Below are 21,805 nucleotides of genomic sequence, written 5' to 3'. Positions count from 1 at the left end.
GCGATGTTATCGCGGGACGTCTGTTCACATTCGTCCAGCGACGAATCATTGGTGAGTGGTGCGGACACACGGCGAGGCTGGGCGTCATGACCCCAACCGCCGAACCCGCGCAGGTCAACCCGCGTGTCACCTACCGGGAGGTGCTGGCCGAGCCGCGATTCCGGCTGCTCTTCTCGACCCGCACCGTCGCGATCACCGCGGACGCGCTGCGGATCACCACGTTCTCGGTGCTGGTCTTCGCGGCCACCGGCTCCGCGCTGTTGAGCGCACTGGCCTTCGGCATCGGCTTTCTCCCGCAGTTGTTCGGCTCGCTGCTGCTGGGCTCGCTGGCCGACCGACTGCCGCCCCGCGCGCTCATCGCCGGCGGTTACGCCCTGGAGTGCGCCGCCGCCCTGCTGCTCGCCCTGGTGCGGATGCCGATCGCGGCAAGCCTCGGTGTCGTGGCGCTGGTCGCCCTCGCCACACCGGTGTTCAGCGGCGCGTCGAGCCGGCTGGTCGCGCAGTCGCTGGAGGGCGACGCCTACGTACTGGGCCGTTCATTGAACAACATCGCCGGCTCCGGCGCCCAGTTGTTCGGCCTGGCACTGGGAGGTGCGACCGTCGCGGTACTCGGCCCGCGCCGGGCGCTCGCGGTGAGCGCCGCCCTCTACCTCGGCTGCGCGCTCGCTGTCCGCATCCGGCTGCCCCGGCTGCAACGGGGAGAGTCCAGCGGCACACCCGGCAGCGCTCGGGGCGATGGCGGGGCCGTCCGGGCGAGCCTGCACCGTGCCGGCCTCCTGCTGCGCGGACACGCGGTGCGACGACTGATGCTGGCCCAGTGGCTACCGCCCGCGTTCGTAGCGGGCGCGGAAGGCCTGATCGTCGCCTACGCGGGAGGACGCCACTTCGCGCCCGGCTGGTACGCGGTGCTGATGGGCTGTCTGCCGCTCGGCATGCTTGTCGGTGACCTGATGGTGGGTCGACTGCTACGGCCGTCCACCCGGGAGCGACTGGTGGTCCCGTTGGTCGCGCTGATGGGACTGCCGCTGCTCGGCTTCGCTGCCGAGCCCGGAGTGGGCGTGTCGTCCTGTCTGCTGTTGCTCTGCGGCTTCGGATTCGCCTACGGTCTCGGCCTGCAACGGCCGTTCCTGGACGCCCTGCCGCAGGATGGCCGGGGCCAGGCCTTCGGCCTGCTCGGCTCCGGCGGCATGACGCTTCAGGGCGTCGGGCCGGCCTGCTTCGGTCCGGTGGCCGCAGGCATCGGAACAGGCGGCGCAATCGCCCTGGCAGGCGGCGGGGCGGCGCTTACCGCCGGCTGGATTCTCACCTGGCGCCCGCCCATCTCCCCGGACCCCGTCCCGAACTCCTCGACGGGATCTTGAGACCACGAACAACCCATGGAAGGTTCATGCCACATGATCGATGAATTCGCGAAGGACAATCTGCACGGGAGACTGCGGCGGGACCGCGAGGCGCTGCTGTGGAAGCTCGACGGCTTGTCCGAATATGACGTCCGCCGGCCTCTGACGGCGACCGGGACCAACCTCCTCGGCCTGGTCAAACACGTGGCCACCGTCGAGGCCAGGTACTTCGGCGAGGTTTTCGGCCGCCCTTCCCCGGAACCGCTGTGCCGGTGGCAGGACTCCGACGGTAGCGACCAGTGGGCGGCCGAGGACGAGACCCGCGAACAGATCATCGGGTTCTACCGGCGCACGTGGGAGCACTCGGACGCGACGATCGACGCACTTCCCCTCGACGCCCCCGGCCACGTGCCGTGGTGGCCGGAGCCCTCCCCCGACACGAACCTGTTCGCCGTCCTGACCCATGTCCTCGGCGAGACCGTCCGGCATGCCGGACACGCCGACATCCTGCGCGAGGGCGTCGACGGCCGCACCGGGTTGCGCGCCGAACACGAGAGGCAGATCGACGAGGAAGCCCGTGCGGCCCACCGTGCGAAGATCGAGCAGGCCGCCAGGTGGTGGAAAACCCCGCCCGCCTCACTGCAGTCCGCAGTGACCGGCTGAACGGTGGTGATTCCTACTCAGGAGAACCCTCATCCCGAGCGCGGCGCCAGTCCCGGTACGCAGCCACCGCCGTGGGCAGTGTGGGGAAGATCAGATCGGCACCGACCGACTCGGCCAGTCCGTAGGCGTCGAGATCGTCGAGCAGGTCCTGCTTCACACGCGCCAGCGCGAACACGATGCCGCGCCCGGACAGTTCGCGACGCAGTTCGTCGACGGAGTCCAGCGCGGTGATGTCCACTTCCACATTGGCCTCGGTATTGAGCACGAACCAGTGGACGGGACCGGGCTGCTCCGCGACGGCGGCGAGTGCACGGCGCCGGAAGTTCTCCGCGTTGGCGAAGAACAGCGGCGAGTCGTAGCGATAGACGAGCAGCCCGGGAATCGTACGGGCCTCCGGATAGTCGTCGACGTCGTGCATGCCGGCCACGCCGGGCACCAGCCCCTGGACGGCATCGTGCGGGCGCGCGACCCGCGTCAGGAGCTCGGCCACCGACAGACCGACGGCCACCAGCACCCCGTACAGAATGTCCAGGGACAGCACGCCGCACAGGCAGCCGACGGCCAGCAGGAGTTCCCTGCGGCGGAAGGAGGCCAGCCGTCGGAAGCCCGCCACGTCGATCATCTTGACGGCGGCGTAGATGACGAGGGCGCCCAGCACGGCGACCGGGGTGAGACTCAGCAGCGGGCTGAGGAACAGCAGTACGGCGAGAACGGCCGCGCCTGCGGTCAGCGAGTACACCTGGCTTCGCGCGCCGGTGGAGGCCGCCAGCGCGGTACGGCTGGCGCTGCTGCTCACCGGGAACCCGCTCAGGACGCCCGCGCCGAGGTTCGCGGCGCCCAGGGCCAGCAGCTCCTGATTGGCGTCCAGGCGTCCCGCCTCGTCGCCGGTGGCGAAGGCACGCGCGGTGAGGATCACATCCGTGTAGCCCACCAGGAGGATGCCGAGCGCCGGAACCACCAGCCGGGACAGCTCGTCGATGTCCGGCAGCGCCGGATGGGGCAGCCCTGCCGGCACCGCCCCGATCACGGCGACGCCGTGCTCGTCCAGGCCGAGGGCCGCCACTGCCGCGGTTCCGAGCCCGACCACCACCAGCGGCCCGGGCACCGCACGCAGGACGAGGGGAAGGACGAAGAGGAGGAAGAGGGCGCCGGCAGCGACGGCGACGGTGGCGGGCTGGGCCTCGGGCAGGCTCTGCGCGAAGGACACCAGCTTCGGAAAGAAGCCTGATCCGGTGGTGCTCACGCCCGTCATCTTCGGCAGCTGATCCACGATCATGATCAGCGCCACACCCGCCAGATAGCCGACCAGGACCGGCCGCGAGAGGAGATCGGCGACGAAGCCGAGCCTGGCCGCCCACGCCACCAGGCACAGCAGCCCGACCGCGACCGCCAGCGCGGCCGTCCACACGGCATATCGCCCGGGGTCCCCGGCCGCGAGCGGCGCGACGACGGTGGCGGTCATCAGCGCGGTCGTCGACTCCGGCCCGACCGACAGCAGCCGCGACGAGCCGAGCACTGCGTACAGCCCCAGTGCGGGCAGGATCGCCCACAGCCCGGCGATGGGCTGCAGCCCCGCCACGGTCGCGTATGCCATGACCTGCGGCACGAGGTACGCCACGACGGTCACGCCCGCCAGCAGGTCGCCGCGCAGCCAGGAGCGCCGGTAGTGGGCGAGGACGGCGATTCCGGGCGCTCCCGGTACCAGACGGTGCCACCTCGAACCGCCGGGTCGGGCATGCTGCGACATGAGGCTCCTCTCCCCCACCCCACCGCCCGTTCGGCATGAGGTGCGCCACAGGGACTTTCGAAGGCAGGTCGGGGCCTTCCGTGCGTGCCGTGCGTTCTGGTACACGTGGTGGCGTACTTGTTCGATTCATCCCGAAAGCACCCCCATGAACCACGACCCCGGTCCTCGTTCCGACCTCGTCGGCTTCAGCATCGACCTCACCGTCGAGGAGGCACGTCGGCGTGCCGAGGTCATGGCAGCCCTGGGGCCCGACTGGGACCCCGTGGCCGTCCTGCGCGAGGAGGAGGCGGCGCACGCGCTGCTGTACTCGGGCTTGGACGAGGAGCAGCAGAGGGTGCACGCGATGCTGGTCGCGGCCGGTGTGCTGCCCGGGGAGGTGCCGGGCCGTGCGTCTTCCGCTTGACCCCCACGCCGACCCGGCCCGCCGGGCCTGGGTCGCGTGTCCCGGCTGCGACGACGCCCGTGACTGCGCGACCTGCCTGGACCGCCGGAACTGCCGGAGCCACTGGCGCTACCTGATCGCGAACAAGGGGCCCCGGGTCCACCTGCAGTGCCCGAACTGCACCCACACGTGGACCCTCGACACCTCCCGTGAGCGACGCGGCCGCCGGGCCTGAGCTCAGCAGATCCGCGGCAACTGCTCTCCGAGTGGCATGTCCACGACGCGGGTGCCGCCGAGTCCGGTACGCGCCACCACCATGCCCGGGTGGGTCTCGACCGCCTCGCCGATCACCGCCGCTCCGGCGCCCAGGGGGTGGGCGCGCATCGCGGCCAGTACGGCGTCGGCGTGCTCACGCGGGACGAAGGCGACGAGCTTGCCCTCGTTCGCCACGTACATGGGGTCGAGGCCGAGCACCGCGCAGGCGTTGCCGACCGCTTCGGGGACCGGGACGGCGCGCTCCTGGATGACGACGCCCGTGCCCGACGCCGCCGCGATCTCGTTCAGCGAGGCGGCCAGGCCCCCGCGCGTGGGGTCGCGCAGCACGTGCAGGTCCCGCGTGACGGCGAGCATCGCCTCGACGAGGCCGCCGAGCGGTGCGCAGTCGCTGGTGATCTCGACACCGAATTCGAGGCCCTCCCGCACGCTCATGATCGCCACGCCGTGCATGCCGATCGGGCCGCTCACGATCACCACGTCTCCGGGCACCACCCGTTGCGGGCGCAGGTCGACTCCGTCGGGGATCAGCCCGACTCCCGAGGTGTTGATGTAGATGCCGTCGCCGTGGCCGGCCTCCACGACCTTGGTGTCACCGGTGACGACCTGGACGCCGGCCACGCGCGCCGCCGCACCGAGGGCTTGCGCGACGCGGGCAACCACGTCGGTCTCGACGCCTTCCTCCAGGATGAACCCGCAGGAGAGGTGGCTCGCCCGGGCACCGCTCATGGCGAGGTCGTTCACGGTGCCGTTGACGGCGAGGTCGCCGATGCTGCCGCCGGGGAAGAACAGGGGGCGCACCACGAAGGAGTCCGTGGAGAACGCCAGGCGGGCGCCGCCGATCCGGATCTCGGCCGCGTCCGTGGTGTGGGCGAGGGCCGGTCCGCCGTAGGCGGGGGCGAAGACGCCCTCGATCAGCTCGGCGGACAGCGCTCCGCCGCCGCCGTGGCCCATGACGATGCGCGGTCGGTCGCGCAGGGGCGTCGGACAGGTCCAGGCGAGCATGTCGGGTGCCGGCGGCGCGGCGTCGGCCGCCGGGGTGGTGCTGACGGTGTCAGGCAAGGGGGCTGCCCTCCAGGGAAGCGGTGACCGGGGACGGGGTGCCGGAGGCCGTGCGGGCCGAAGCGGGAGGCCGCTGTCCCGGGGTTCCCGCGTCGAGCCGCCGGTAGAGGTAGTAGGCGGCGCAGGCGCCCTCGCTGGACACCATCGTGGCGCCGAGCGGGGAGCGGGGCGTGCAGGTGGTGCCGAACGCCTCGCACTCGTTCGGTTTCAGCAGGCCCTGGAGGACTTCGCCGCTGCGGCACTCGGCGGGCTCGCGGGTGTCGATCCCCTCGACGGAGAAGCGGTGCTCGGCGTCGTGGTCGCGGTAGCGTGCGGACAGGCGCCAGCCGCTGTCCGGGATGACGCCGATGCCGCGCCAGGCCCGGTCGGCGACCTCGAAGACGTCGCTCAGCATCGCCTGCGCCGCCGGATTGCCCTCGGCTGTCACGGCGCGCTGGTAGGCGTTCTCGACCGTGCGCTCGCCCCGCTCCAGCTGCAGCACGGTCCTGCGTACGCCTTCCAGGATGTCCAGCGGCTCGAATCCGGTGACCACGATCGGCACCTGGTGGCGTCGCGCGAGCTCCGGGTACTCGGCCGTGCCCATCACGCTGCAGACGTGTCCGGCGGCGAGGAAGCCCTGGACGCGGCACTCAGGGGACCGCATGATCGCGTCGATCGCCGGGGGGACGCGGACGTGGGACACGAGCAGGCTGAAGTTGCGGATGTTCCGCTTGCGGGCCTGATGGACCGTCATCGCGTTGGGCGGCGCGGTGGTCTCGAAGCCGATGCCGAAGAAGACCACCTCCCGGTCGGGGTTCTGCTCGGCGATCCGCAGCGCGTCCAGAGGGGAGTAGACCACCCTGACGTCACCGCCCTGCCCGCGGACCTGGAAGAGGTCGCGGCCCGTGCCGGGGACGCGGAGCATGTCGCCGAAGGAGCAGAAGATCACCCCCGGCCGTGAAGCGATCTCCAGGGCCTTGTCGATCATCTCCAGCGGAGTGACGCAGACCGGGCAGCCCGGTCCGTGGATCAGCTCGATCTCGGGCGGCAGGAGCTGGTCGATGCCGTGCCGGATGATGCTGTGGGTCTGGCCGCCGCAGACTTCCATCAGGGCCCAGGGGCGCGTCACCGTCGCCCGGATCTCGTCGAGCAGCCGGCCCGCCAGGTCCGGGTTCTGGAACTCGTCGATGTACTTCACGGCCGCACCTCTCCGTGCACGTCGTCCTGCGTCTTCCACTCGATCGCCGCGGCCTCGGCGGCCTCCCACGGGTCTCCGAACTCCTCCTGGAGCAGGCCGAGGGTCTCGAACAGCTCCAGGGTCCGCCGGGCCGACTCCTCGTCGAGCTTCTGGAGGGCGAAGCCCACGTGCACGATGGCGTACTCACCGGGCTTCAGGTCCGGCAGGTACTCCAGGCACACCTCCTTGACCACGCCGCCGAAGTCGACCGTGGCCATCCGGGTGCCGTCCCGGACCTCGACGTCCAGCACTCTTCCGGGTACCGCCAGACACATGGGTGTCTCCTCAGTTTCGCTCTCGTCGTGGTGTGCCGGCGGCCGCCCCGTCCGTGATCCGGGCGGCCACGACGAGCTGGCCCAGAGCCAGCCCGCCGTCGTTCGGCGGGATCTGACGGTGGCGCAGGACGGTGAAGCCGTCCTCCCGCAGTCCTTCGGCGCAGGCCGAGGAGAGCACCGTGTTGGCGAACACTCCCCCGGTCAGGGCGACGGTCTCCACACCGGTCTCGTCGCGGGCGGCGGCGCAGACCACCCGCACCCATCGGGCCACGGCCCGGTGGAACCGCGCCGCGACGACGGCCGCGGGGGTCCCGTCCAGCACGTCGGCGACCACCGCCGCCAGCAGGGGTGCGGGGTCGGCGGTGAGCGGGTCACCGGGCTCCGGTGCCCCGAGCCGGAAGGCGTAGCGCGCGTCCTCGGCCTCGGCGGGTGCGCGCAGGGCCGCGGCCTCCAGCTCGATCGCGGCCTGGGCCTCGTATCCCGCGTGCTGGCAGATCCCCACGATCGAGGAGACGGCGTCGAAGAGGCGCCCCATGCTGGACGTGGGCACGCAGTTCAGTTCCCGCTCCAACTGCCTTTCCAGCAGGGGTAGTTCTCCGGGCTCACAGGCGCGCGCGCAGGGCAGTGCCCGGTCGGCGGCGAGGCCCGCGGCCCGCAGGTGGGACAGAGCCATGCGGTACGGCCGTCGTACGGCCGCGTCACCGCCCGGCAGGGGTACGTAGGCCAGGTGCGCGAACCGTCGGAACCCGGCGTAGTCCGCGAGAAGGAACTCACCGCCCCACACGGCTCCGTCGAGACCGTGGCCGGTGCCGTCGAAGGCCACGCCGATCACGGGACGCGTGCCGTCGAGACCGTTCTCGGCCATCGCCGCCGCGACGTGCGCGTGGTGGTGCTGTACGGGGACGACGGGCCGTCCCGCCGCCTGTTCGCGGGCCCAGCGGGTGGACCGGTAGGCGGGGTGGCGGTCGGCGGCGAGCAGTTCGGGTCGTACGCCCGTCACGGACTCCAGCTGACGCTCGGCGGAGGCGAGGGCGAGCTGGGTGGCGAGGTCGTCCATGTCCCCGATGTGGGCGGAGAGCCATGCCTGGCGTCCGGCGCCGAGACAGAAGGTGTTCTTCAGGTCACCGCCGACGGCGAGGACGGGAGCGACGTCGACGGGCAGCGTGACCGGCAGCGGTGCGTAGCCCCGGGAGCGGCGCAGCGTCAGCTGTTCGCCGTCGCAGACGCGGACGACGGAGTCGTCGCAGGGGACATGGATCGGTCGGTCGTGCAGCAGCCAGGCGTCCGCGAGACCGGCGAGCCTGGTCAGCGCTTCCGCGTCGTCCGTGACGATGGGTTCGCCCGAGAGATTGCCGCTGGTCATCACCAGCAGGCGGGGCCCTTCCCGGTCCGCCGGGCCGAGGCCGAGGAGGAGGTGGTGCACCGGGGTGTACGGGAGCATGAAGCCGAGGTCCGGGCTGCCCGGCGCCACCGCCCGCGCCGGCTCGGCCCCGTGGCGCGGCCGGGCGTCGTCGCGGCGGCGCAGCAGGACGACGGGCCGGACGCGGCCGGTGAGGAGTTCGCGTTCGAGCGTGCCGAGGTGGACGAGGGGCTCGATGTCGGCGAGGTCCGCGGCCATCATCGCGAACGGTTTGTCACCGCGCGCCTTGCGGCGGCGCAGTTCGGCCACCGCGTCGGGGTTCGTCGCGTCGCAGGCCAGGTGGTAGCCGCCGAGGCCTTTGACGGCGAGGATCGCGCCGGAGGCGAGCATCCTGCGCGCGACGGCGACGGGGGCGTCGCCGGGGTCGGAGGTGAGGCGAGGACGCGGCTCGGGGCCGGAGGGGGCCGGACGGTCCGGCGTCGTGACCAGCCGCAGCCGGGGGCCGCAGCGGGGGCAGGCGACGGGCTGCGCGTGGAAGCGCCGGTCGGCCGGGTCCTCGTACTCCCGGGCGCAGTCCGGACACATCGGGAAGCCGGCCATGGTGGTGTGCACCCGGTCGTAGGGCAGTCCCGTGACGATCGTGAACCGCGGGCCGCAGTTGGTGCAGGTGATGAAGGGGTGCAGATACCGCCGGTCCGCCGGGTCGGCGAGCTCCGCGAGGCAGTCGTCGCAGGTGGCCGTGTCGGGCGGGACGAGGGTGCGGACGGCACCGCCCCGGCGGGAGGGCACGATCGTGAATCCGTTGCCGCCGCTCGCGGTCACCTCGGCCGTCTCGACCGACTCCACCCGGGCCATGGGCGGGGCGTCGGGCGCGAGGCGGGCGCAGAAGGAGGCGATGTCCGCGGGGGCTCCCTCGACCTCCGCGACGACGCCGTCCGCCGTGTTGGTGACGTGACCGGACAGACGCAGCCCGGTGGCGAGGGCGTAGACGAAGGGCCGGAAGCCCACGCCCTGCACGACACCGCGGACGACCACACGGCTGCGCCGCCGGGCCGTGGCGGGGGCGGGTTCGGGCCGTGCCGTGGTCACGCGCCGGCCTGTGCCATCGCCGGGGTGTGGACACCGTTCCCCTCGGCCACCGCGAGGGCCCGGTCGAGCAGTGTGCCGACGCCCCGGCCGTCACGCACCGAGCTGAGGACGACCTCGACTCCGGGGTTGACCTGCTGCACGTTGGCGCGGAAGGCCGTCTCGTCGAACTCCGCGGCCTCGGCCATGTCGGTCTTGGTGACGATCACCAGCTGGGCGAGGCCGAACGCGGTGGGGTACTTGAGCGGCTTGTCCTCCCCTTCGGTGACCGAGGCGAGCACCACGCGGAGGGATTCCCCCAGGTCGTAGCCGGCGGGGCAGACGAGATTGCCGACGTTCTCGACGAACAGCAGCCGGGTGGACTCGGGCAGCCAGTCGTGCAGGTGCCGGGCGACCATGTCGGCCTCCAGATGGCAGAGGCCGTCGGTGAGCACCTGCTTGACGGGGACGCCCGAGCGGGCCAGGCGGCGGGCGTCGTTCTCGGTGGCCAGGTCGGCGGTGAGCGCGGCGGCGCCGACGCCCCTTTCGCCGGCGAGGCGCAGTTCGCGCTCCAGCAGGGCGGTCTTCCCGCTGCCGGGGCTGGAGAGCAGATTGATCACGGTGGTGCCGCGTGCGTTCAGCTCGGTGCGCAGGATGTGTGCCGCGGCCTCGTTCTTGGCGAGGACGGCGCGCTGGAGATCGACGGCTCGGCACATGCTCAGCTCTCCTCGGTGATCGTTCGGCGATGTCGTTCGTGCGGCGTCTCGGGGCAGGCCCAGCGGACCTCCCGGATCTGGAGTTCACGGCCGGAGATCAGTTCGTCGGCTGCGGCGCCGCAGCCGGGACAGAGCAGCCGGGGCGGCATGCCGACCGCCCAGTCCTCGGCGCACGGTGCGCAGCGCGCGGTGCCCGGAACGGTACGGGTGATCAGCTCGGCGCCCTCGACGACGGTTCCGGCGCAGGCGAGTTCGAAGCAGAAGGCGAGGGCGTCGGCGACGACGCCGGCCAGCTCGCCCACGTCCAGCTCGATGCTGCTGACACCGACGGCCCCGCGGGACTTCGCCGCGGCCTCGACCTGGTCGACGACGGCGACCGCGAGGGACATCTCGTGCATCGGTCTCCGTCCTGGGCGCGGGGGTCTCGGGCGCCATTAGAGAACGGGGGGCGGCGGGGGCGTGCCCGGCACGCCGGACCGGACGGCGGTGTCGTCCGTTCGGTGCAGCCGCCGCCGGCGGCCCGCGGGTGCGTCACATCCTGCTGATGCGCAGATAGCGCCGGAGGTCGGGGAGGACTGCGACGACGACGGCCACGACGGCCAGGGCGGCGGTGGCGGCGACTGCGGCGCCGAGGACGTTCCTGTGCATGGTGCTCTCCGTTTCGGTCTTCATACGACGGCTTCCTGGCGGACCAGTTCGGTCACCATCCGCACCGCCTCGGGCACGGCCGCGGCGACCTGCGGACTGAGCCCGATGCCCTCGTCGAGGCAGGCCGGTTCGCAGCCGACGACGAGGATCCGCCGTGGCGGCGCGGCCCCGGTTCCCGCGCACAGGGTGTCGAGCAGGGCGAGGACGGCGTCGGGCGTCATCCGGTGGCCGTCGAGCGGCGCGGGCTCCGTGCCGCGGCCGCGGTCGTCGGCCGCCGAGGCGTCGATCAGATAGAGCGTCCCCGGTTCACCGCCGCGGGCGGTGACGTCGACGAGGACGAGGGTGTCCCAGCCGTCGAGGAGTTCGTAGGCGAGGTGGACGCCCCGGACCCCGACGTCGGCCAGTTCGACGGAGGCGGGGAGTTCCTCGCGGGTGAGCCGCCGCAGGGTCTCCACGCCGAAGCCGTCGTCGCCGAGGAAGATGTTGCCCACCCCGGCCACGAGGGTGCGGGCCGTGCCGGGCGTCCTGGCCTCGGGCGCGGGGCCGTTCACATGTCCTCCAGGGCTTCGACCTCGTCGGTCTTGAAGTAGAGGAACCGGCCCTGTTCGCGGCGGATGTCGGCGCCCGGGTCGTCCTCCACGGTCACGGCGATGTGGACTCCGCCGTCGACGTCGTGGAGGACGGCCTCGACCAGTGCGCTGCGCCCGTCGAGGAACAGGTCCTGGGCGTCCGTGCGGCGCAGCCGGGGGCGCAGGAGGACCCTGCTGCCCGCGCGGACCGCGCGTCCGTCGACGAGGACGTGGTCGCTGCCCGGATCGACGGCGGTGTCGCCGCCCGGGTCCCACCAGGGTGTCTCCGGTTCGAGGATGTTCCCGGCCGGCTTCGGGGGCCCGGTGACGCTCTGGAGACTCCGTACGGCTCCGTGCAGGCGTTCGAGGACTTCGGGCGGCATGGTGTCCGCCAGCTCGATCACCGCCGCCGCGCGGGCGTCGGTGCCCCTGGCCTCGCGCTTCTCCTCGTCGGTGAGGGCCGCCGTGCGCAGGGCGAGGATCTCGTCGATCTCGGTCGCGTCGTAGAGGGCGCCGGGGCTCTCGGGCGCGATGGCCGGATGGTCCTCCAGGATGATCGGCGAGGAGAGCATCAGGTCGTCGCGTCCGGGTTCGCCGGCCAGGACGGGCCAGGTGTGTAGGTTGCGGCAGGCGGCGACGGCACCCTTCGCCCACTCCGGCGGGTCGGTCATCGACAGGAACGAGCCGCCGTCGATGCGCAGCAGCGTGTGGGCGGCGACGAGGGAGTACGGCAGTGCCGCGTGGCGGTCGGTGTCCCCCTCGGCGGTCCAGTCGCTGGTGTTCTCCACCGTGACCGAGAGGCGTTCGACGCGGTACGGGCCGTCGAGTTCGGCCGCCGAGATCCGCAGGGTGCCGCGGATCTCCTCGCGGCGGCGTACGAGCCGGCCGAGGACGCGTCCGTCGGCGTCGGCGACCTCCTCCGTCTCCTCGGCGGCGGGGCGGGTGAAGGGCAGGGCGGTGCCGTCGCCCCGCAGTTCGGCGACGGGGACGACGAGGGTGACGCGCTCCTCGACGCCCTCGTCCCAGGCCACCAGGACCCGGTCGGCCAGCCGGAGTTCGGCGGTCGGTGCGAAGGTCCCGTCCTCGCGGAGTTCCTCGACGGTACGCCGCTGAGCCCGCAGGAAGCGGACCTCCACGGCGAGTTCGGCGCCGGTCCTGGGCTCCATGAGGCACTCGGTGAGCTGGAAGTCGTGCTCCTCGGCGGCGGCGCTCCAGGACGGCGGCACCAGGACCCCGAACTGCCAGCGGAGCCGGTTCTTCGCGGCGGACGCACGGTACGGGTAGAGGACGTACCCCTCGAAGAGGACGGCGTCGGCGACGTGCCGGGCGACGGCGAACCGCGCCTCGGTGCCGGGGGTGAAGGCGACGGTGGTCATCGTGTCCTCTCCCCCGCCGCTTCGAGCAGGGACTCGACGGTGGCCTCCCACGACGGGAGGGCCCGGCGCGAGCGGTAGGCGAGCAGGGCGTCCATCGCGTCGCCCGGGAGCCGGATCCATCCGCAGCCGGGGAAGTGCTGGTCGATCATCTCGCGCCACACCTTCACGGGCATGCGGTGGGAGACCTCCTTGTCCCAGGGGACGGGCTCGACGTGGAAGCCGCCGGCGCCGGTGAAGGCGGTGCCGGAGAAGAGCAGGAGCAGCGGGACGTCGCCGTCGGAGAGCGCCCGGAAGTAGCGGGACGCGGCGATGTCGGTGTCGTAGGTGCAGGGCACGACGAGGTCGGTCTCGATCTCGCCGGTGAAGCCGGGCACCATGACGGAGGCCTGGGCGAACTGGACCGGGTTGAGGCTGCTGCCCCACCGGGAGCGTTCGCCGAAGAGGTCGGCCAGGGCCGCTGCCTCGTGGTCGTCGTAGCCGCGCCGGGCGGGTTCGACACGGATCTGGCAGCGCAGGGCCATGGCGTGGACCCGGGTGCCGCCGGTGGCGGTGATCCGCAGCCGGAACACGAGCGTGGGTCCGGCCGCGTAGGCGTCGGCGCGGACGTCGGTGCAACTGAAGGAGAACTCGGTCACGGCCGGCTCCCCTGCGGCTCGCGGGCCAGGCCGCGGACGTGCGCGAAGAGGGCGTCGAGGTCGGCCCGCGCCTCCGCGCCTCCGTCGAAGCCCTGCCAGTGCAGTCGCATGCGGCCCACCAGTTCGTAGCAGAGGTCGATCGGCACGAGGAAGCACTCGGTGCGGCCCTCGTGGCGGCGCAGCAGCAGGGCCTCGACGTCGGGTTCGAGGTGGGCGGCGAGCCGGGTGGCGTCGAGGACGGACCGCCAGGCGTCCTCCTCCAGTTCGCTCTCGGTGGCGCCGGCGGGGCTCGGGTAGAGCACCACCGGCCGGTCGAGGGCGGAGTTGCGGAAGAAGAACGCGACCGAGACCGGGATCCGCAGCGACTCCCAGGCCCGGTCGTCGATCCGGTGGCCCGGGTCGCTCAGGAAGCGGCCGGGGACCGCCCGGAACCGCCCCGGGGAGGCGGCGGAGCGGTCCATGAGCTGCGCGCACGGGCCGCAGGCGCAGACCAGGGCCCGCTTGTCCGTGTCGACGAGATGCGGGTGGCGCTCCTCGGCCGCCAGCGGGGCGCCGCACAGTTCGCAGCGCTCCTCGCGGGGCGGGCGGGGAGTGGTGAACCGGCGCAGGCCGGTGGGTGCCGGGGGCCGCACGGCGCTGTTCGGCGGCCCGTTCACCGGGCGGTGGCCGATGAGCGGCCGTCCGCGCCCGCGAGGGACGGACGGGTGCCGATCTGGAGCAGTGCCGGTTCGCGCGGGGCACCGCTCTCCAGCTCCACGCCGGTGACCTCGGGGGCGAAGCAGGCGAGGGCGTCCACGGCCGCCTGCCGGACGGACTCCTGGGTGCCGGAGCAGCCGCAGCCGGTCGAGGCGGTGACCCGCAGCCGCAGCACGCCCGTCGCCGGGTCGAATCCGGCGTTCTCCACGGGCTGCGGCAGGGCGGACAGGGCGCGGTCGATACGGGTCGGCGCGTCCTCGGGGTGCAGTCCGTGGAGGTTGAGGAGGCTCGCGACGAGTTCGTCCGCGAGCAGCGGGCCCAGCGGGTCGGCGGGTGGACGGGCGGCGGGGCGTCCGAGGAGCTCGACGACGCGGGCGATGCCGCTGCCGTAGAACTCCATGAGGACGCGTACGACTTCCTCCGCCGCCGCGCAGGCCTCGGCGTCGCCGTTCTCGGCCAGCCGGTCCAGGACCTCCTCGACCCGTCGGCCCGCCTGTTCGGCCGTGGTCGCGCTCATCCGGCCAGACCGCTCAGGCCGGTGGGCACGTGCATCTGCTTCACGGTCCTGCCGTTGCCCGTGTACATGTGGACGCCGCACGGCAGGCAGGGGTCGAAGCTGCGCACGGCGCGCATGATGTCGATGCCCTTGAAGTTCTCGGGCGTGTTCTCCTCGAAGATCGGGGTGTTCTGCACCGCGTCCTCGTACGGACCGGGGGTCCCGAACGTGTCGCGCGTGGAGGCGTTCCACGGCGTCGGCGGATAGGGGTGGTAGTTGGCGATCTTGCCGTCCCTGATGACCATGTGGTGCGAGAGGACACCCCGTACGGCCTCGGTGAAGCCGACACCGATGGACTCGTCCGGCACGTCGAACTTCTCCCACGTCTGCGTGCGGCCGGCGCGGACCTCCTCCAGGCCCTTCTCGGCGCAGTGCAGGGCGACGGCGGCCGCGTACGCCTGGAAGTAGGTCCGGGCGCGGTTGCGCTCCAGGGCGTTGCTCCACTTCGGGATCTGCCACTCGAAGGTGGTCTCCGGCTTGGTCATCGTCCGGGGGAGGTTGATGACGACGCTGTGCCCGGTGGCCTTGACGTAGCCGATGTCGACGAGGCCGGAGAGCGCGGTGGACCACAGGCGCGCGATGGGGCCGCCGCCGGTGTCCAGTGCCAGGTGGTCCTTGCCGTCGAACCAGCGCGGGGACATGACCCAGCTGTACTTGTCGTCGAAGTTCCGCTTCTGCGGGGCCGGGATGGTGTGCTGGTTCCACGGGTGGCGCGGGTCGACCGGGTTGCCCAGCGGATCGTGGGTGACGAACTGCTCCTGGCCCTGCCAGTCCTCGTAGTACGAGCTGCCGAGCAGGATGCGGATGCCGAGGTTGATCTCGGTGAGGTCGTTGGTCACCAGCTTGCCGTCGACGACGACACCGGGGGTGACGAACATCCGCCGGCCCCAGTCGGTCATGTTGGCGTAGGTGAAGTCGCAGTGCTCGGGGTCGTTGAGCGCGCCCCAGCAGCCGAGGAGCACACGGCGGCGGCCGACCTCCTCGTAGCCGGGCAGCGCCTCGTAGAAGAAGTCGAAGAGGTCGTCGTGGAGCGGGACGACCCGCTTCATGAACTCCACGTAGCGCATGAGGCGGCTCATGTAGTCGGTGAACAGCTGCACGGACGCGACCGTGCCGACGCCGCCGGGGTAGAGGGTGGAGGGGTGGACGTGCCGCCCCTCCATGAGACAGAACATCTCCCGGGTGTAGCGGCTGACCTGGAGCGCCTCGCGGTAGAACTCGCCTTCGAGGGGGTTGAGGGAGCGCATGATGTCCGCGATCGTGCGGTAGCCGTGCTCGGCGGCGTGCGGGGCCTCGGTGCGCTCGGCCAGCTCCAGGACGCCGGGGTTGGTCTCGCGGACCATCTTCTCGCAGTAGTCGACCCCGACCAGGTTCTCCTGGAAGATGTTGTGGTCGAACATGTACTCCGCGGACTCGCCGAGGTTGATGATCCACTCGCCGAGGTGCGGGGGCTTCACGCCGTACGCCATGTTCTGCGCGTACACGGAGCAGGTCGCGTGGTTGTCACCGCAGATGCCGCAGATGCGGCTGGTGATGAAGTGCGCGTCGCGGGGGTCCTTGCCCCGCATGAAGACGCTGTAGCCGCGGAAGACGGAGGACGTGCTGTAGCACTCCGCGACGCGCTTCTGCTTGAAATCGATCTTCGTGTGGATGCCGAGGCTGCCCACGATCCGGGTGATGGGGTCCCAGGCCATCTCCACAAGGCCGGAGCCGTCACCCGTCGTCTTCGCCGGAGATGCCATGGTCGCTGTGATGCCCTTCGTCAACTCTTCGTCTTCGCGAACAGTGGGTTGGATGGGGGGGTCTTGCGGGGTGGCGCGATGGCGGTCACGGTCACCAGGGCGGCCGGTAGCCGGTGGTGACCCGTTCACCGGTGTGCCGCCACTTCGGCTCCTTGTCCACGGTCCTGGACGTCATGCTCCGGAGCCGGCGGATCACCGAGCCGTACACACCGCTGGCGGAGACGGAGACCTTGGCACCGGGAGGTTCGTCCATGAACGGCATGAACTTGTCCGGGAATCCGGGCATCGTGCACGCGATGCAGATGCCGCCGACGTTCGGACAGCCGCCGACACCGTTCATCCAGCCGCGCTTGGGGACGTTGCACTTGACGACGGGGCCCCAGCAACCGAGCTTGACCAGGCACTTGGGCGAGTCGTACGTCGAGGCGAACTGGCCCTGCTCGTAGTAGCCGGCCCGGTCGCAGCCCTCGTGCACGGTCGCCCCGAACAGCCAGGTCGGACGGAGCTTGTCGTCCAGCGGGATCATCGGCGCGGAGCCGACCGCCTGGTAGAGCAGGTAGGTCAGCGTCTCCGCGAAGTTGTCCGGCTGGATGGGGCAGCCGGGCACGCACACGATCGGGATGCCCGCGTGGGACTTCCAGTCCCAGCCCAGGTAGTCGGGCACGCCCATCGCGCCGGTCGGGTTCCCCGCCATGGCGTGGATGCCGCCGTACGTGGCGCAGGTGCCGATCGCGACCACCGCGAGCGCCTTGGGCGCCAGCCGGTCGATCCACTCGCTGGTGGTGATGGGCTGGCCGGTCTCCGGGTCGTCGCCGAAGCCGCACCAGTAGCCCTCCTGCTTGATCGCCTCGTTCGGGATCGAGCCCTCGATCACCAGCACGAACGGGTCGATCTCGCCCCGCTCCCCCTTGAAGAACCACTCGATGAACGTGTCGGCGCCGCCCACCGGACCGCACTCGAAGTCGATCAGTGGCCAGTGGACCGCGATCCTGGGCAGCCCTGGCAGCCCCGCGAGGGCGATCTCCTCGATGCTGGGCTGCATGGCGGCGGTCAGGGCCACCGAGTCTCCGTCACAGCTCAGACCCGCGTTGATCCAGAGGATGTGGATCGGCTTCTCTTCGCTGCCGGGTGCGGCACCCTGGTCCTCGACCGGGGCCGGTTTCACTGCGCTCATGGGTCGCCTCCTGAGGAGGGATGGGGCAAGGCCTCATGTCGGGCCTAGGTCTTGCTTAACAGTCGGCCGATCCGCCCGCGCCCGCACCTGGGCCGTTCGGGAGCGGCGCTCGGGGGGCCTCCTTCCGGGCGAAGGCCCGGCGCCGCGCGTGGTAGCTCGCGGCGGGATCGTCGAAGATCGTCCGCATCCGGGAGAGCTCCCGCTCGCGGTGGGCCGCAAGGGGAGCGACGGACTCCCGGCGCTCGTGCTCCGCCTTCTTGGCCGCGATCCGGGGCTGGAGACCGCCACGGGATGCCAGGTGGAGGGCCAATCGGGTGATCTCGGCGGCGAACTCCCCGGGTCCGCAGTCGACGACCCGGTCGACCAGACCCATGTCGAGCGATGCGGCCGCGGACACCGGCGTGGCCTCTTCGGTGAGGCGCGCGGCCAGGGCCTCGCCCACCTTCCCGGGCAGGGTGCGGGTCCAGTACTCCGATCCGTACAGGCCCATGCGCCGGTAGTGCGGGTTGAGCACCGACCCCGAACGGCACCAGACCTCGTCGGCGGCGAGGGCGAGCATCACCCCGCCGGCGGCGGCGTTGCCGCCGATCGCGCTCACGACGAGCCGGTCGGTCGTGGTGAGTACCGCCTCGACCAGGTCGTTCATGGCATTGATGTTGGCCCAGGACTCGGCGGCGGGGTCGGCGGCGGCCTCGATGACGTTCAGATGGATGCCGTTGGAGAAGAAGTCGCGCTGCCCGCCGAGCACCAGGACGGAGGTGGGACGCCCACGGGCCGTCTCGTACGCGTCAAGCAGGCGGCGGCACTGGTCGGTGCTCATCGCCCCGCCGGGGAACGCGAAGGACAGGACGCCGACCGGCCCCTGTTCGCGGTACGCGATGTCGGTCCAGGTCCGCCGGCCCGGCGCCGGGTCGACGGGTGCCGGCAGTTCGGGGAGCTCCGGCAGCAGGCCCGCGAGGGCCAGGGTGGCGGGGAGCTTGCAGGCACGCGGCCTGCCGGGGCCGGTGCGGGCACGGACCTCGGGGATCCACACCGCGCCGTCCACGGTGGCGCGGCAGACCGCGCCCGCCCGGGTGGCGAGGAGAGCGCCGGGACGCCCGCGCAGACCGTCCTCCGCGTGGCCGCCGTGCAGGAACCACTCGGCGCCGAGCAGCCGGTCCGGTACGCCGGGCTGCGAGTCGGCGGCCCGCAGGGTGCGCAGGACGGTCCCGGTGGTGTCCTCGCCCCAGGAGATCCGGCGCTCCTCCTGGCGGAGAGCGGGTCGGGCGCGGATCTCGCCGGTCTGCGGACGCGGTGCCGCCCCTGCGGCGACCCTCTCGACGGCGCGGAGCACGGCGGCCACGGCGGCGTCGGACAGTTCGTTGCGGTACAGATCGCTCTTGCCGACCTCCGGCACGCGGAAGCTCGCGGATGCCCAGACGTCGCCCGCGTCCATCTCCTCGTCGGCCTGGAGGACGGTGACGCCCCACTCCTCGACCCCGTCGCGGATCGCGTGGTCCAGCGAGGACGGGCCGCGGTCGCCCACGGGTCCGGGGTGCACGATCAGGACACGGTGTGCCGTCCACACATCGCGGGGCACGACGGCCTTCAGCAGGGGGGCCACGACCAGGTCGGGCGCGTGGCGTGCCACGGCCTCGCGCACGGCGGCCCCGTCAGGGGTGACCTCCACGGGGACGGTGTGCCCGCGGTCGCGCAGCTCGACCAGGACACGCTGGGTGAGGCTGTTGAAGCTGCTGGCGACGAGCAGGATGCGCATGGGCGGCCTTTCCGGGTCGCGGAGGGGGGTGCGGCCCTGGGAACCGCGGTCCACCAACCGCCTGCGATCATCGGCCGGCACGAGGAGCCCAGCGGGTTGGCGGAGCCCGCACCTCACCCGTTCGAGGTGTGCGTCCGGCCGATTGGCGGCCTGATCGCCACGGAGCGCCGTCCAGGAGACGCGCCCTGCGTCTCGTGGGAAGATCGGAGTCCCAGGGGTTTGCGAACGCATGCCCCTCGCACGGACAGGCAGGTCGGCTCATGGCCGAGACACCGAAGTCCTCCAGGCCCTCGCGCGGCGAGCCGAGCCGCGACGGCATGGCCGGACAGCACGGCTGGTCCCCTGATGTGGACGAGACGCGCCAGCAGAAGAATCCGAGCGCGTCGCGTTCCTTCCATCCCGAGAAGCACGCACCCCCGCCCGGCAAGGGACGGAAGACCGCCAAGGAGGAAGAACAGAACGTCCCCGGCGACACCGTTCACAGCGACACGGCCAGAGGCGAGAAGCGAGGCCGCTCGCCGGAGAAGGGCATGCGCGACACCGGCCGAAGGGGCCGGACCCAGCGCCCCAGCGGCACGAAGGACGACGCGGCGTTCACCGGCGTGAACCCGGACGACGACTCCTCCGGCCCCCGCCCGGGCTGACCGGCTGGGTTGTGCAGCCGGCAGGAGCGTAGTTGACGTTGCTTCGGGCGCCGTCGGCCTGATGACCCGGCTCGACGGCCGCCCTCGCTCTCGCGGCGCGGCGAGTCCGAATGGCAGGTCCTCCGGGGCCTTGGGATGATGTCCCCCGGAGGACAGCCATGACTCCTGACCTGCACGCGTCTCCGCCGGACGGGGACTCCGCGGACCGCGACAAAGCGGGGACCGGGGACGCCGGGCCGGCCCCCGGCTCCGGGAAGCGCCTCCGGTGGTCGCCGCACCTCACGGTCCCCGGCTGCTGGGGCGCGCTGCTCCTCGCCTGCCTCTCCTTCACCCCGTCGCTGCTGCCTCGCGGCGGCATCCTCCAGGGACTGATCTGCGGCATCAGCGCAGCCATCGGGTACGGGCTGGGCGTGATCGCGGCCTACATATGGCGCGCGTTCGCCGACCGGGAGGCGCGGAGCGCGTCGCGCAGGTCGTGGCAGGTCCTGATCGTGTGCGCGGTCGTACTGTTCGGCCTGGCGTTCGGGTTCGGTCAGTACTGGCAGCACGAGATCCGCGAGCTCATGGGGGTCAGCGACTACAACGTCCTCACCGCCGTCGCCTGCCCGTTCGTGGCCGCGCTCGTCTTCTCGCTGCTGCTGCTCGCGGGCCGGGGACTCCGACGTCTGTACCGCTGGGTCGCCCGCCTGCTCCGCCGCTGGATCGGCCCGCGCGCGGCACGGGTGGTCGGCTGGATCGTGGTGGCGGGCCTCGCATGGTCCGTGGTCAGCGGAGTGCTCCTCGCCGGTTTCGTGAACGCGACCAACGAGGCGTTCTCGCTGCGGGACAACGAGACTCCCGAAGGCGTGCACCAGCCCACGACCACCCTGCGCTCCGGCGGGCCCGGCTCGCTGGTGCCGTGGAACACGCTGGGCTACCAGGGCCGGGCCTTCACCGGCAGCGGTCCGACGGCCCGGGACATCGGCGCGTTCACCCACCGCCCCGCCCTGGAGCCCGTCCGGGCCTACGCCGGGCTCCAGACCGCCGACGACGCGGAAGCCCGCGCCGAGCGGGCCGTCGCGGACCTCGAACGGGCCGGCGGCTTCGAGCGCGCGAACCTGCTCGTGATGACCACCACCGGAAGCGGCTGGGTCGACCCCGCCGCCGTGGACTCGTTCGAGTACCTCGGCGACGGCGACTCGGCCACCGTGGCGATGCAGTACTCGTACCTGCCGTCGTGGCTGTCCTATCTCGTGGACCAGTCCAAGGCGCGCGAGGCCGGCCGTGAACTCTTCGACGCGGTGTACGGCCGCTGGTCCAAGCTGCCCCAGGACCAGCGGCCGCGGCTGTTCGTGGCGGGCGAGAGCCTGGGGTCGTTCGGTGGCGAGACGGCCTTCAGCGGCGAGTACGACCTGCGCAACCGCACCTCCGGCACCCTGTTCGCCGGTCCACCGAACTTCAACACCCTGTTCCGCAAGTTCAGCGACCACCGTGACGCGGGCAGCCCGGAGATCGAGCCCGTCTACAAGGAGGGGCGGACCGTACGGTTCACCGACGCCCCGACCACCGGGATCCTTCCGGCGGACCAGCCGTGGGACGGCACGCGGGTGCTGTACCTCATGCACCCGTCCGATCCGATCGTCTGGTGGAGCCCGCAGCTGACTCTCTCCGAGCCCGACTGGATCGGCGAGGCGCCCGGCGGCGACGTGCTGGACGAGATGATCTGGATCCCGTTCGTGACTTTCTGGCAGGTCACCGCCGACCTGCCGTTCGCCACGGGCGTGCCGGACGGCCACGGCCACACCTACAAGGCCGCGTACGTCGACGGCTGGAACGCCGTCATGCGGCCCTCGGGCTTCACTCCGCAGGACCTGGACCGGCTGCGCGTCGTCATCGAGCCGAAGCACTGACGCCCCGCGCGCGGGCTTTTC

Annotated in this window: 22 protein-coding genes; 6 read left to right on the top strand and 16 right to left on the bottom strand. The window is 72.0% G+C overall.

The genetic code is table 11. The features are described 5' to 3' along the window. Positions 1-86 precede the first annotated feature (86 nt). Positions 87-1,361, top strand: coding sequence for an MFS transporter (locus AB5J54_RS38210; protein WP_369148551.1), 1,275 nt, complete (start codon positions 87-89; stop codon positions 1,359-1,361). Between the two features lie 33 nt (positions 1,362-1,394). Next, a complete protein-coding gene (locus tag AB5J54_RS38205; RefSeq protein WP_369148550.1) occupies positions 1,395-2,003 on the top strand; it encodes a DinB family protein in 609 nt (202 codons plus the stop codon). A 13-nt stretch (positions 2,004-2,016) separates the two neighbouring features. Here AB5J54_RS38205 and AB5J54_RS38200 read toward each other — a convergent pair whose 3' ends face one another. Then, positions 2,017-3,750 (bottom strand): SulP family inorganic anion transporter, encoded by a 1,734-nt coding sequence (locus tag AB5J54_RS38200; RefSeq protein ID WP_369148549.1) that lies wholly within the window; start codon positions 3,748-3,750, stop codon positions 2,017-2,019. Positions 3,751-3,895: 145 nt separating this feature from the next. Here AB5J54_RS38200 and AB5J54_RS38195 point away from each other — a divergent pair, with 145 nt between their 5' ends. Continuing rightward, positions 3,896-4,153 (top strand): DUF6400 family protein, encoded by a 258-nt coding sequence (locus AB5J54_RS38195; RefSeq protein ID WP_369148548.1) that lies wholly within the window; start codon positions 3,896-3,898, stop codon positions 4,151-4,153. Further along, positions 4,137-4,367, top strand: a complete 231-nt coding sequence (locus AB5J54_RS38190; RefSeq protein WP_369148547.1) for a hypothetical protein — start codon at positions 4,137-4,139, stop codon at positions 4,365-4,367. The genes AB5J54_RS38195 and AB5J54_RS38190 overlap by 17 nt, the downstream gene beginning before the upstream one ends. A 2-nt stretch (positions 4,368-4,369) precedes the next feature. On the opposite strand, the gene hypE is transcribed toward AB5J54_RS38190, so the two are convergent. The 15 genes from hypE to AB5J54_RS38115 all read right to left on the bottom strand — a co-directional run bounded on the left by hypE (position 4,370) and on the right by AB5J54_RS38115 (position 19,251). After that, positions 4,370-5,410, bottom strand: coding sequence for a hydrogenase expression/formation protein HypE (gene hypE, locus AB5J54_RS38185; protein ID WP_369149588.1), 1,041 nt, complete (start codon positions 5,408-5,410; stop codon positions 4,370-4,372). A 49-nt stretch (positions 5,411-5,459) separates the two neighbouring features. Further along, on the bottom strand, positions 5,460-6,644 hold the full coding sequence (gene hypD / locus AB5J54_RS38180) for a hydrogenase formation protein HypD (RefSeq protein ID WP_369148546.1): 1,185 nt from the start codon (positions 6,642-6,644) through the stop codon (positions 5,460-5,462). Continuing rightward, positions 6,641-6,958, bottom strand: a complete 318-nt coding sequence (locus tag AB5J54_RS38175) for a HypC/HybG/HupF family hydrogenase formation chaperone (protein WP_369148545.1) — start codon at positions 6,956-6,958, stop codon at positions 6,641-6,643. The genes hypD and AB5J54_RS38175 overlap by 4 nt, the downstream gene beginning before the upstream one ends. Positions 6,959-6,968: 10 nt before the next feature. After that, positions 6,969-9,407, bottom strand: coding sequence for a carbamoyltransferase HypF (gene hypF, locus AB5J54_RS38170; protein WP_369148544.1), 2,439 nt, complete (start codon positions 9,405-9,407; stop codon positions 6,969-6,971). After that, positions 9,404-10,099, bottom strand: a complete 696-nt coding sequence (gene hypB, locus AB5J54_RS38165) for a hydrogenase nickel incorporation protein HypB (protein ID WP_369148543.1) — start codon at positions 10,097-10,099, stop codon at positions 9,404-9,406. Before hypB ends, hypF begins: the two co-directional genes overlap by 4 nt. Before the next feature lie 2 nt (positions 10,100-10,101). Beyond that, positions 10,102-10,497 (bottom strand): hydrogenase maturation nickel metallochaperone HypA, encoded by a 396-nt coding sequence (locus tag AB5J54_RS38160; protein ID WP_369148541.1) that lies wholly within the window; start codon positions 10,495-10,497, stop codon positions 10,102-10,104. 133 nt (positions 10,498-10,630) lie between these two features. Continuing rightward, the gene (locus AB5J54_RS38155; RefSeq protein WP_369148540.1) at positions 10,631-10,771 is read right to left on the bottom strand and encodes a hypothetical protein; all 141 of its coding nucleotides are present in this window, start codon (positions 10,769-10,771) and stop codon (positions 10,631-10,633) included. Continuing rightward, on the bottom strand, positions 10,768-11,298 hold the full coding sequence (locus AB5J54_RS38150; protein WP_369148539.1) for a hydrogenase maturation protease: 531 nt from the start codon (positions 11,296-11,298) through the stop codon (positions 10,768-10,770). The genes AB5J54_RS38155 and AB5J54_RS38150 overlap by 4 nt, the downstream gene beginning before the upstream one ends. Next, positions 11,295-12,692, bottom strand: a complete 1,398-nt coding sequence (locus tag AB5J54_RS38145; protein WP_369148538.1) for a hypothetical protein — start codon at positions 12,690-12,692, stop codon at positions 11,295-11,297. Before AB5J54_RS38145 ends, AB5J54_RS38150 begins: the two co-directional genes overlap by 4 nt. After that, complete coding sequence (locus tag AB5J54_RS38140; RefSeq protein ID WP_041127340.1) at positions 12,689-13,327, bottom strand: DUF6084 family protein; 639 nt, start codon at positions 13,325-13,327, stop codon at positions 12,689-12,691. Before AB5J54_RS38140 ends, AB5J54_RS38145 begins: the two co-directional genes overlap by 4 nt. Further along, the gene (locus AB5J54_RS38135; RefSeq protein WP_369148537.1) at positions 13,324-13,959 is read right to left on the bottom strand and encodes a DUF5947 family protein; all 636 of its coding nucleotides are present in this window, start codon (positions 13,957-13,959) and stop codon (positions 13,324-13,326) included. The genes AB5J54_RS38140 and AB5J54_RS38135 overlap by 4 nt, the downstream gene beginning before the upstream one ends. A 20-nt stretch (positions 13,960-13,979) precedes the next feature. Next, positions 13,980-14,540: a hypothetical protein gene (locus tag AB5J54_RS38130; protein WP_369148536.1), complete on the bottom strand. Its 561-nt coding sequence runs from the start codon at positions 14,538-14,540 to the stop codon at positions 13,980-13,982. Further along, positions 14,537-16,321 (bottom strand): nickel-dependent hydrogenase large subunit, encoded by a 1,785-nt coding sequence (locus AB5J54_RS38125; protein WP_369148535.1) that lies wholly within the window; start codon positions 16,319-16,321, stop codon positions 14,537-14,539. Before AB5J54_RS38125 ends, AB5J54_RS38130 begins: the two co-directional genes overlap by 4 nt. 91 nt (positions 16,322-16,412) lie before the next feature. After that, positions 16,413-17,495 (bottom strand): hydrogenase expression protein HypE, encoded by a 1,083-nt coding sequence (locus tag AB5J54_RS38120; protein ID WP_369148534.1) that lies wholly within the window; start codon positions 17,493-17,495, stop codon positions 16,413-16,415. Between the two features lie 55 nt (positions 17,496-17,550). Continuing rightward, positions 17,551-19,251: a hydrogenase maturation protein gene (locus AB5J54_RS38115; RefSeq protein WP_369148533.1), complete on the bottom strand. Its 1,701-nt coding sequence runs from the start codon at positions 19,249-19,251 to the stop codon at positions 17,551-17,553. Between the two features lie 260 nt (positions 19,252-19,511). On the opposite strand from AB5J54_RS38115, the gene AB5J54_RS38110 reads away from it, so the two are divergent. Both AB5J54_RS38110 and AB5J54_RS38105 read left to right on the top strand, forming a co-directional pair. Continuing rightward, positions 19,512-19,895 (top strand): hypothetical protein, encoded by a 384-nt coding sequence (locus AB5J54_RS38110; protein ID WP_369148532.1) that lies wholly within the window; start codon positions 19,512-19,514, stop codon positions 19,893-19,895. A 158-nt stretch (positions 19,896-20,053) separates the two neighbouring features. Further along, a complete protein-coding gene (locus tag AB5J54_RS38105; RefSeq protein ID WP_369148531.1) occupies positions 20,054-21,784 on the top strand; it encodes an alpha/beta hydrolase in 1,731 nt (576 codons plus the stop codon). Positions 21,785-21,805: the final 21 nt, after the last annotated feature.

Source organism: Streptomyces sp. R44 (assembly GCF_041053105.1).
Taxonomy (GTDB): domain Bacteria; phylum Actinomycetota; class Actinomycetes; order Streptomycetales; family Streptomycetaceae; genus Streptomyces.
The sequence above is the reverse complement of the archived record's forward strand: the minus strand, read 5'-3'. Positions and strand labels throughout refer to the sequence as shown.

Bases quoted from the DNA above. Each gene is read 5' to 3' on its own strand.
- AB5J54_RS38210 (WP_369148551.1), top strand. From the start codon at position 87: ATGACCCCAACCGCCGAACCCGCGCAGGTCAACCCGCGTGTCACCTAC.
- AB5J54_RS38205 (WP_369148550.1), top strand. From the start codon at position 1,395: ATGATCGATGAATTCGCGAAGGACAATCTGCACGGGAGACTGCGGCGG.
- AB5J54_RS38200 (WP_369148549.1), bottom strand. From the start codon at position 3,750: ATGTCGCAGCATGCCCGACCCGGCGGTTCGAGGTGGCACCGTCTGGTA.
- AB5J54_RS38195 (WP_369148548.1), top strand. From the start codon at position 3,896: ATGAACCACGACCCCGGTCCTCGTTCCGACCTCGTCGGCTTCAGCATC.
- hypE (WP_369149588.1), bottom strand. From the start codon at position 5,410: ATGCTCGCCTGGACCTGTCCGACGCCCCTGCGCGACCGACCGCGCATC.
- AB5J54_RS38175 (WP_369148545.1), bottom strand. From the start codon at position 6,958: ATGTGTCTGGCGGTACCCGGAAGAGTGCTGGACGTCGAGGTCCGGGAC.
- hypB (WP_369148543.1), bottom strand. From the start codon at position 10,099: ATGTGCCGAGCCGTCGATCTCCAGCGCGCCGTCCTCGCCAAGAACGAG.
- AB5J54_RS38160 (WP_369148541.1), bottom strand. From the start codon at position 10,497: ATGCACGAGATGTCCCTCGCGGTCGCCGTCGTCGACCAGGTCGAGGCC.
- AB5J54_RS38155 (WP_369148540.1), bottom strand. From the start codon at position 10,771: ATGAAGACCGAAACGGAGAGCACCATGCACAGGAACGTCCTCGGCGCC.
- AB5J54_RS38145 (WP_369148538.1), bottom strand. From the start codon at position 12,692: ATGACCACCGTCGCCTTCACCCCCGGCACCGAGGCGCGGTTCGCCGTC.
- AB5J54_RS38130 (WP_369148536.1), bottom strand. From the start codon at position 14,540: ATGAGCGCGACCACGGCCGAACAGGCGGGCCGACGGGTCGAGGAGGTC.
- AB5J54_RS38125 (WP_369148535.1), bottom strand. From the start codon at position 16,321: ATGGCATCTCCGGCGAAGACGACGGGTGACGGCTCCGGCCTTGTGGAG.
- AB5J54_RS38120 (WP_369148534.1), bottom strand. From the start codon at position 17,495: ATGAGCGCAGTGAAACCGGCCCCGGTCGAGGACCAGGGTGCCGCACCC.
- AB5J54_RS38115 (WP_369148533.1), bottom strand. From the start codon at position 19,251: ATGCGCATCCTGCTCGTCGCCAGCAGCTTCAACAGCCTCACCCAGCGT.
- AB5J54_RS38110 (WP_369148532.1), top strand. From the start codon at position 19,512: ATGGCCGAGACACCGAAGTCCTCCAGGCCCTCGCGCGGCGAGCCGAGC.
- AB5J54_RS38105 (WP_369148531.1), top strand. From the start codon at position 20,054: ATGACTCCTGACCTGCACGCGTCTCCGCCGGACGGGGACTCCGCGGAC.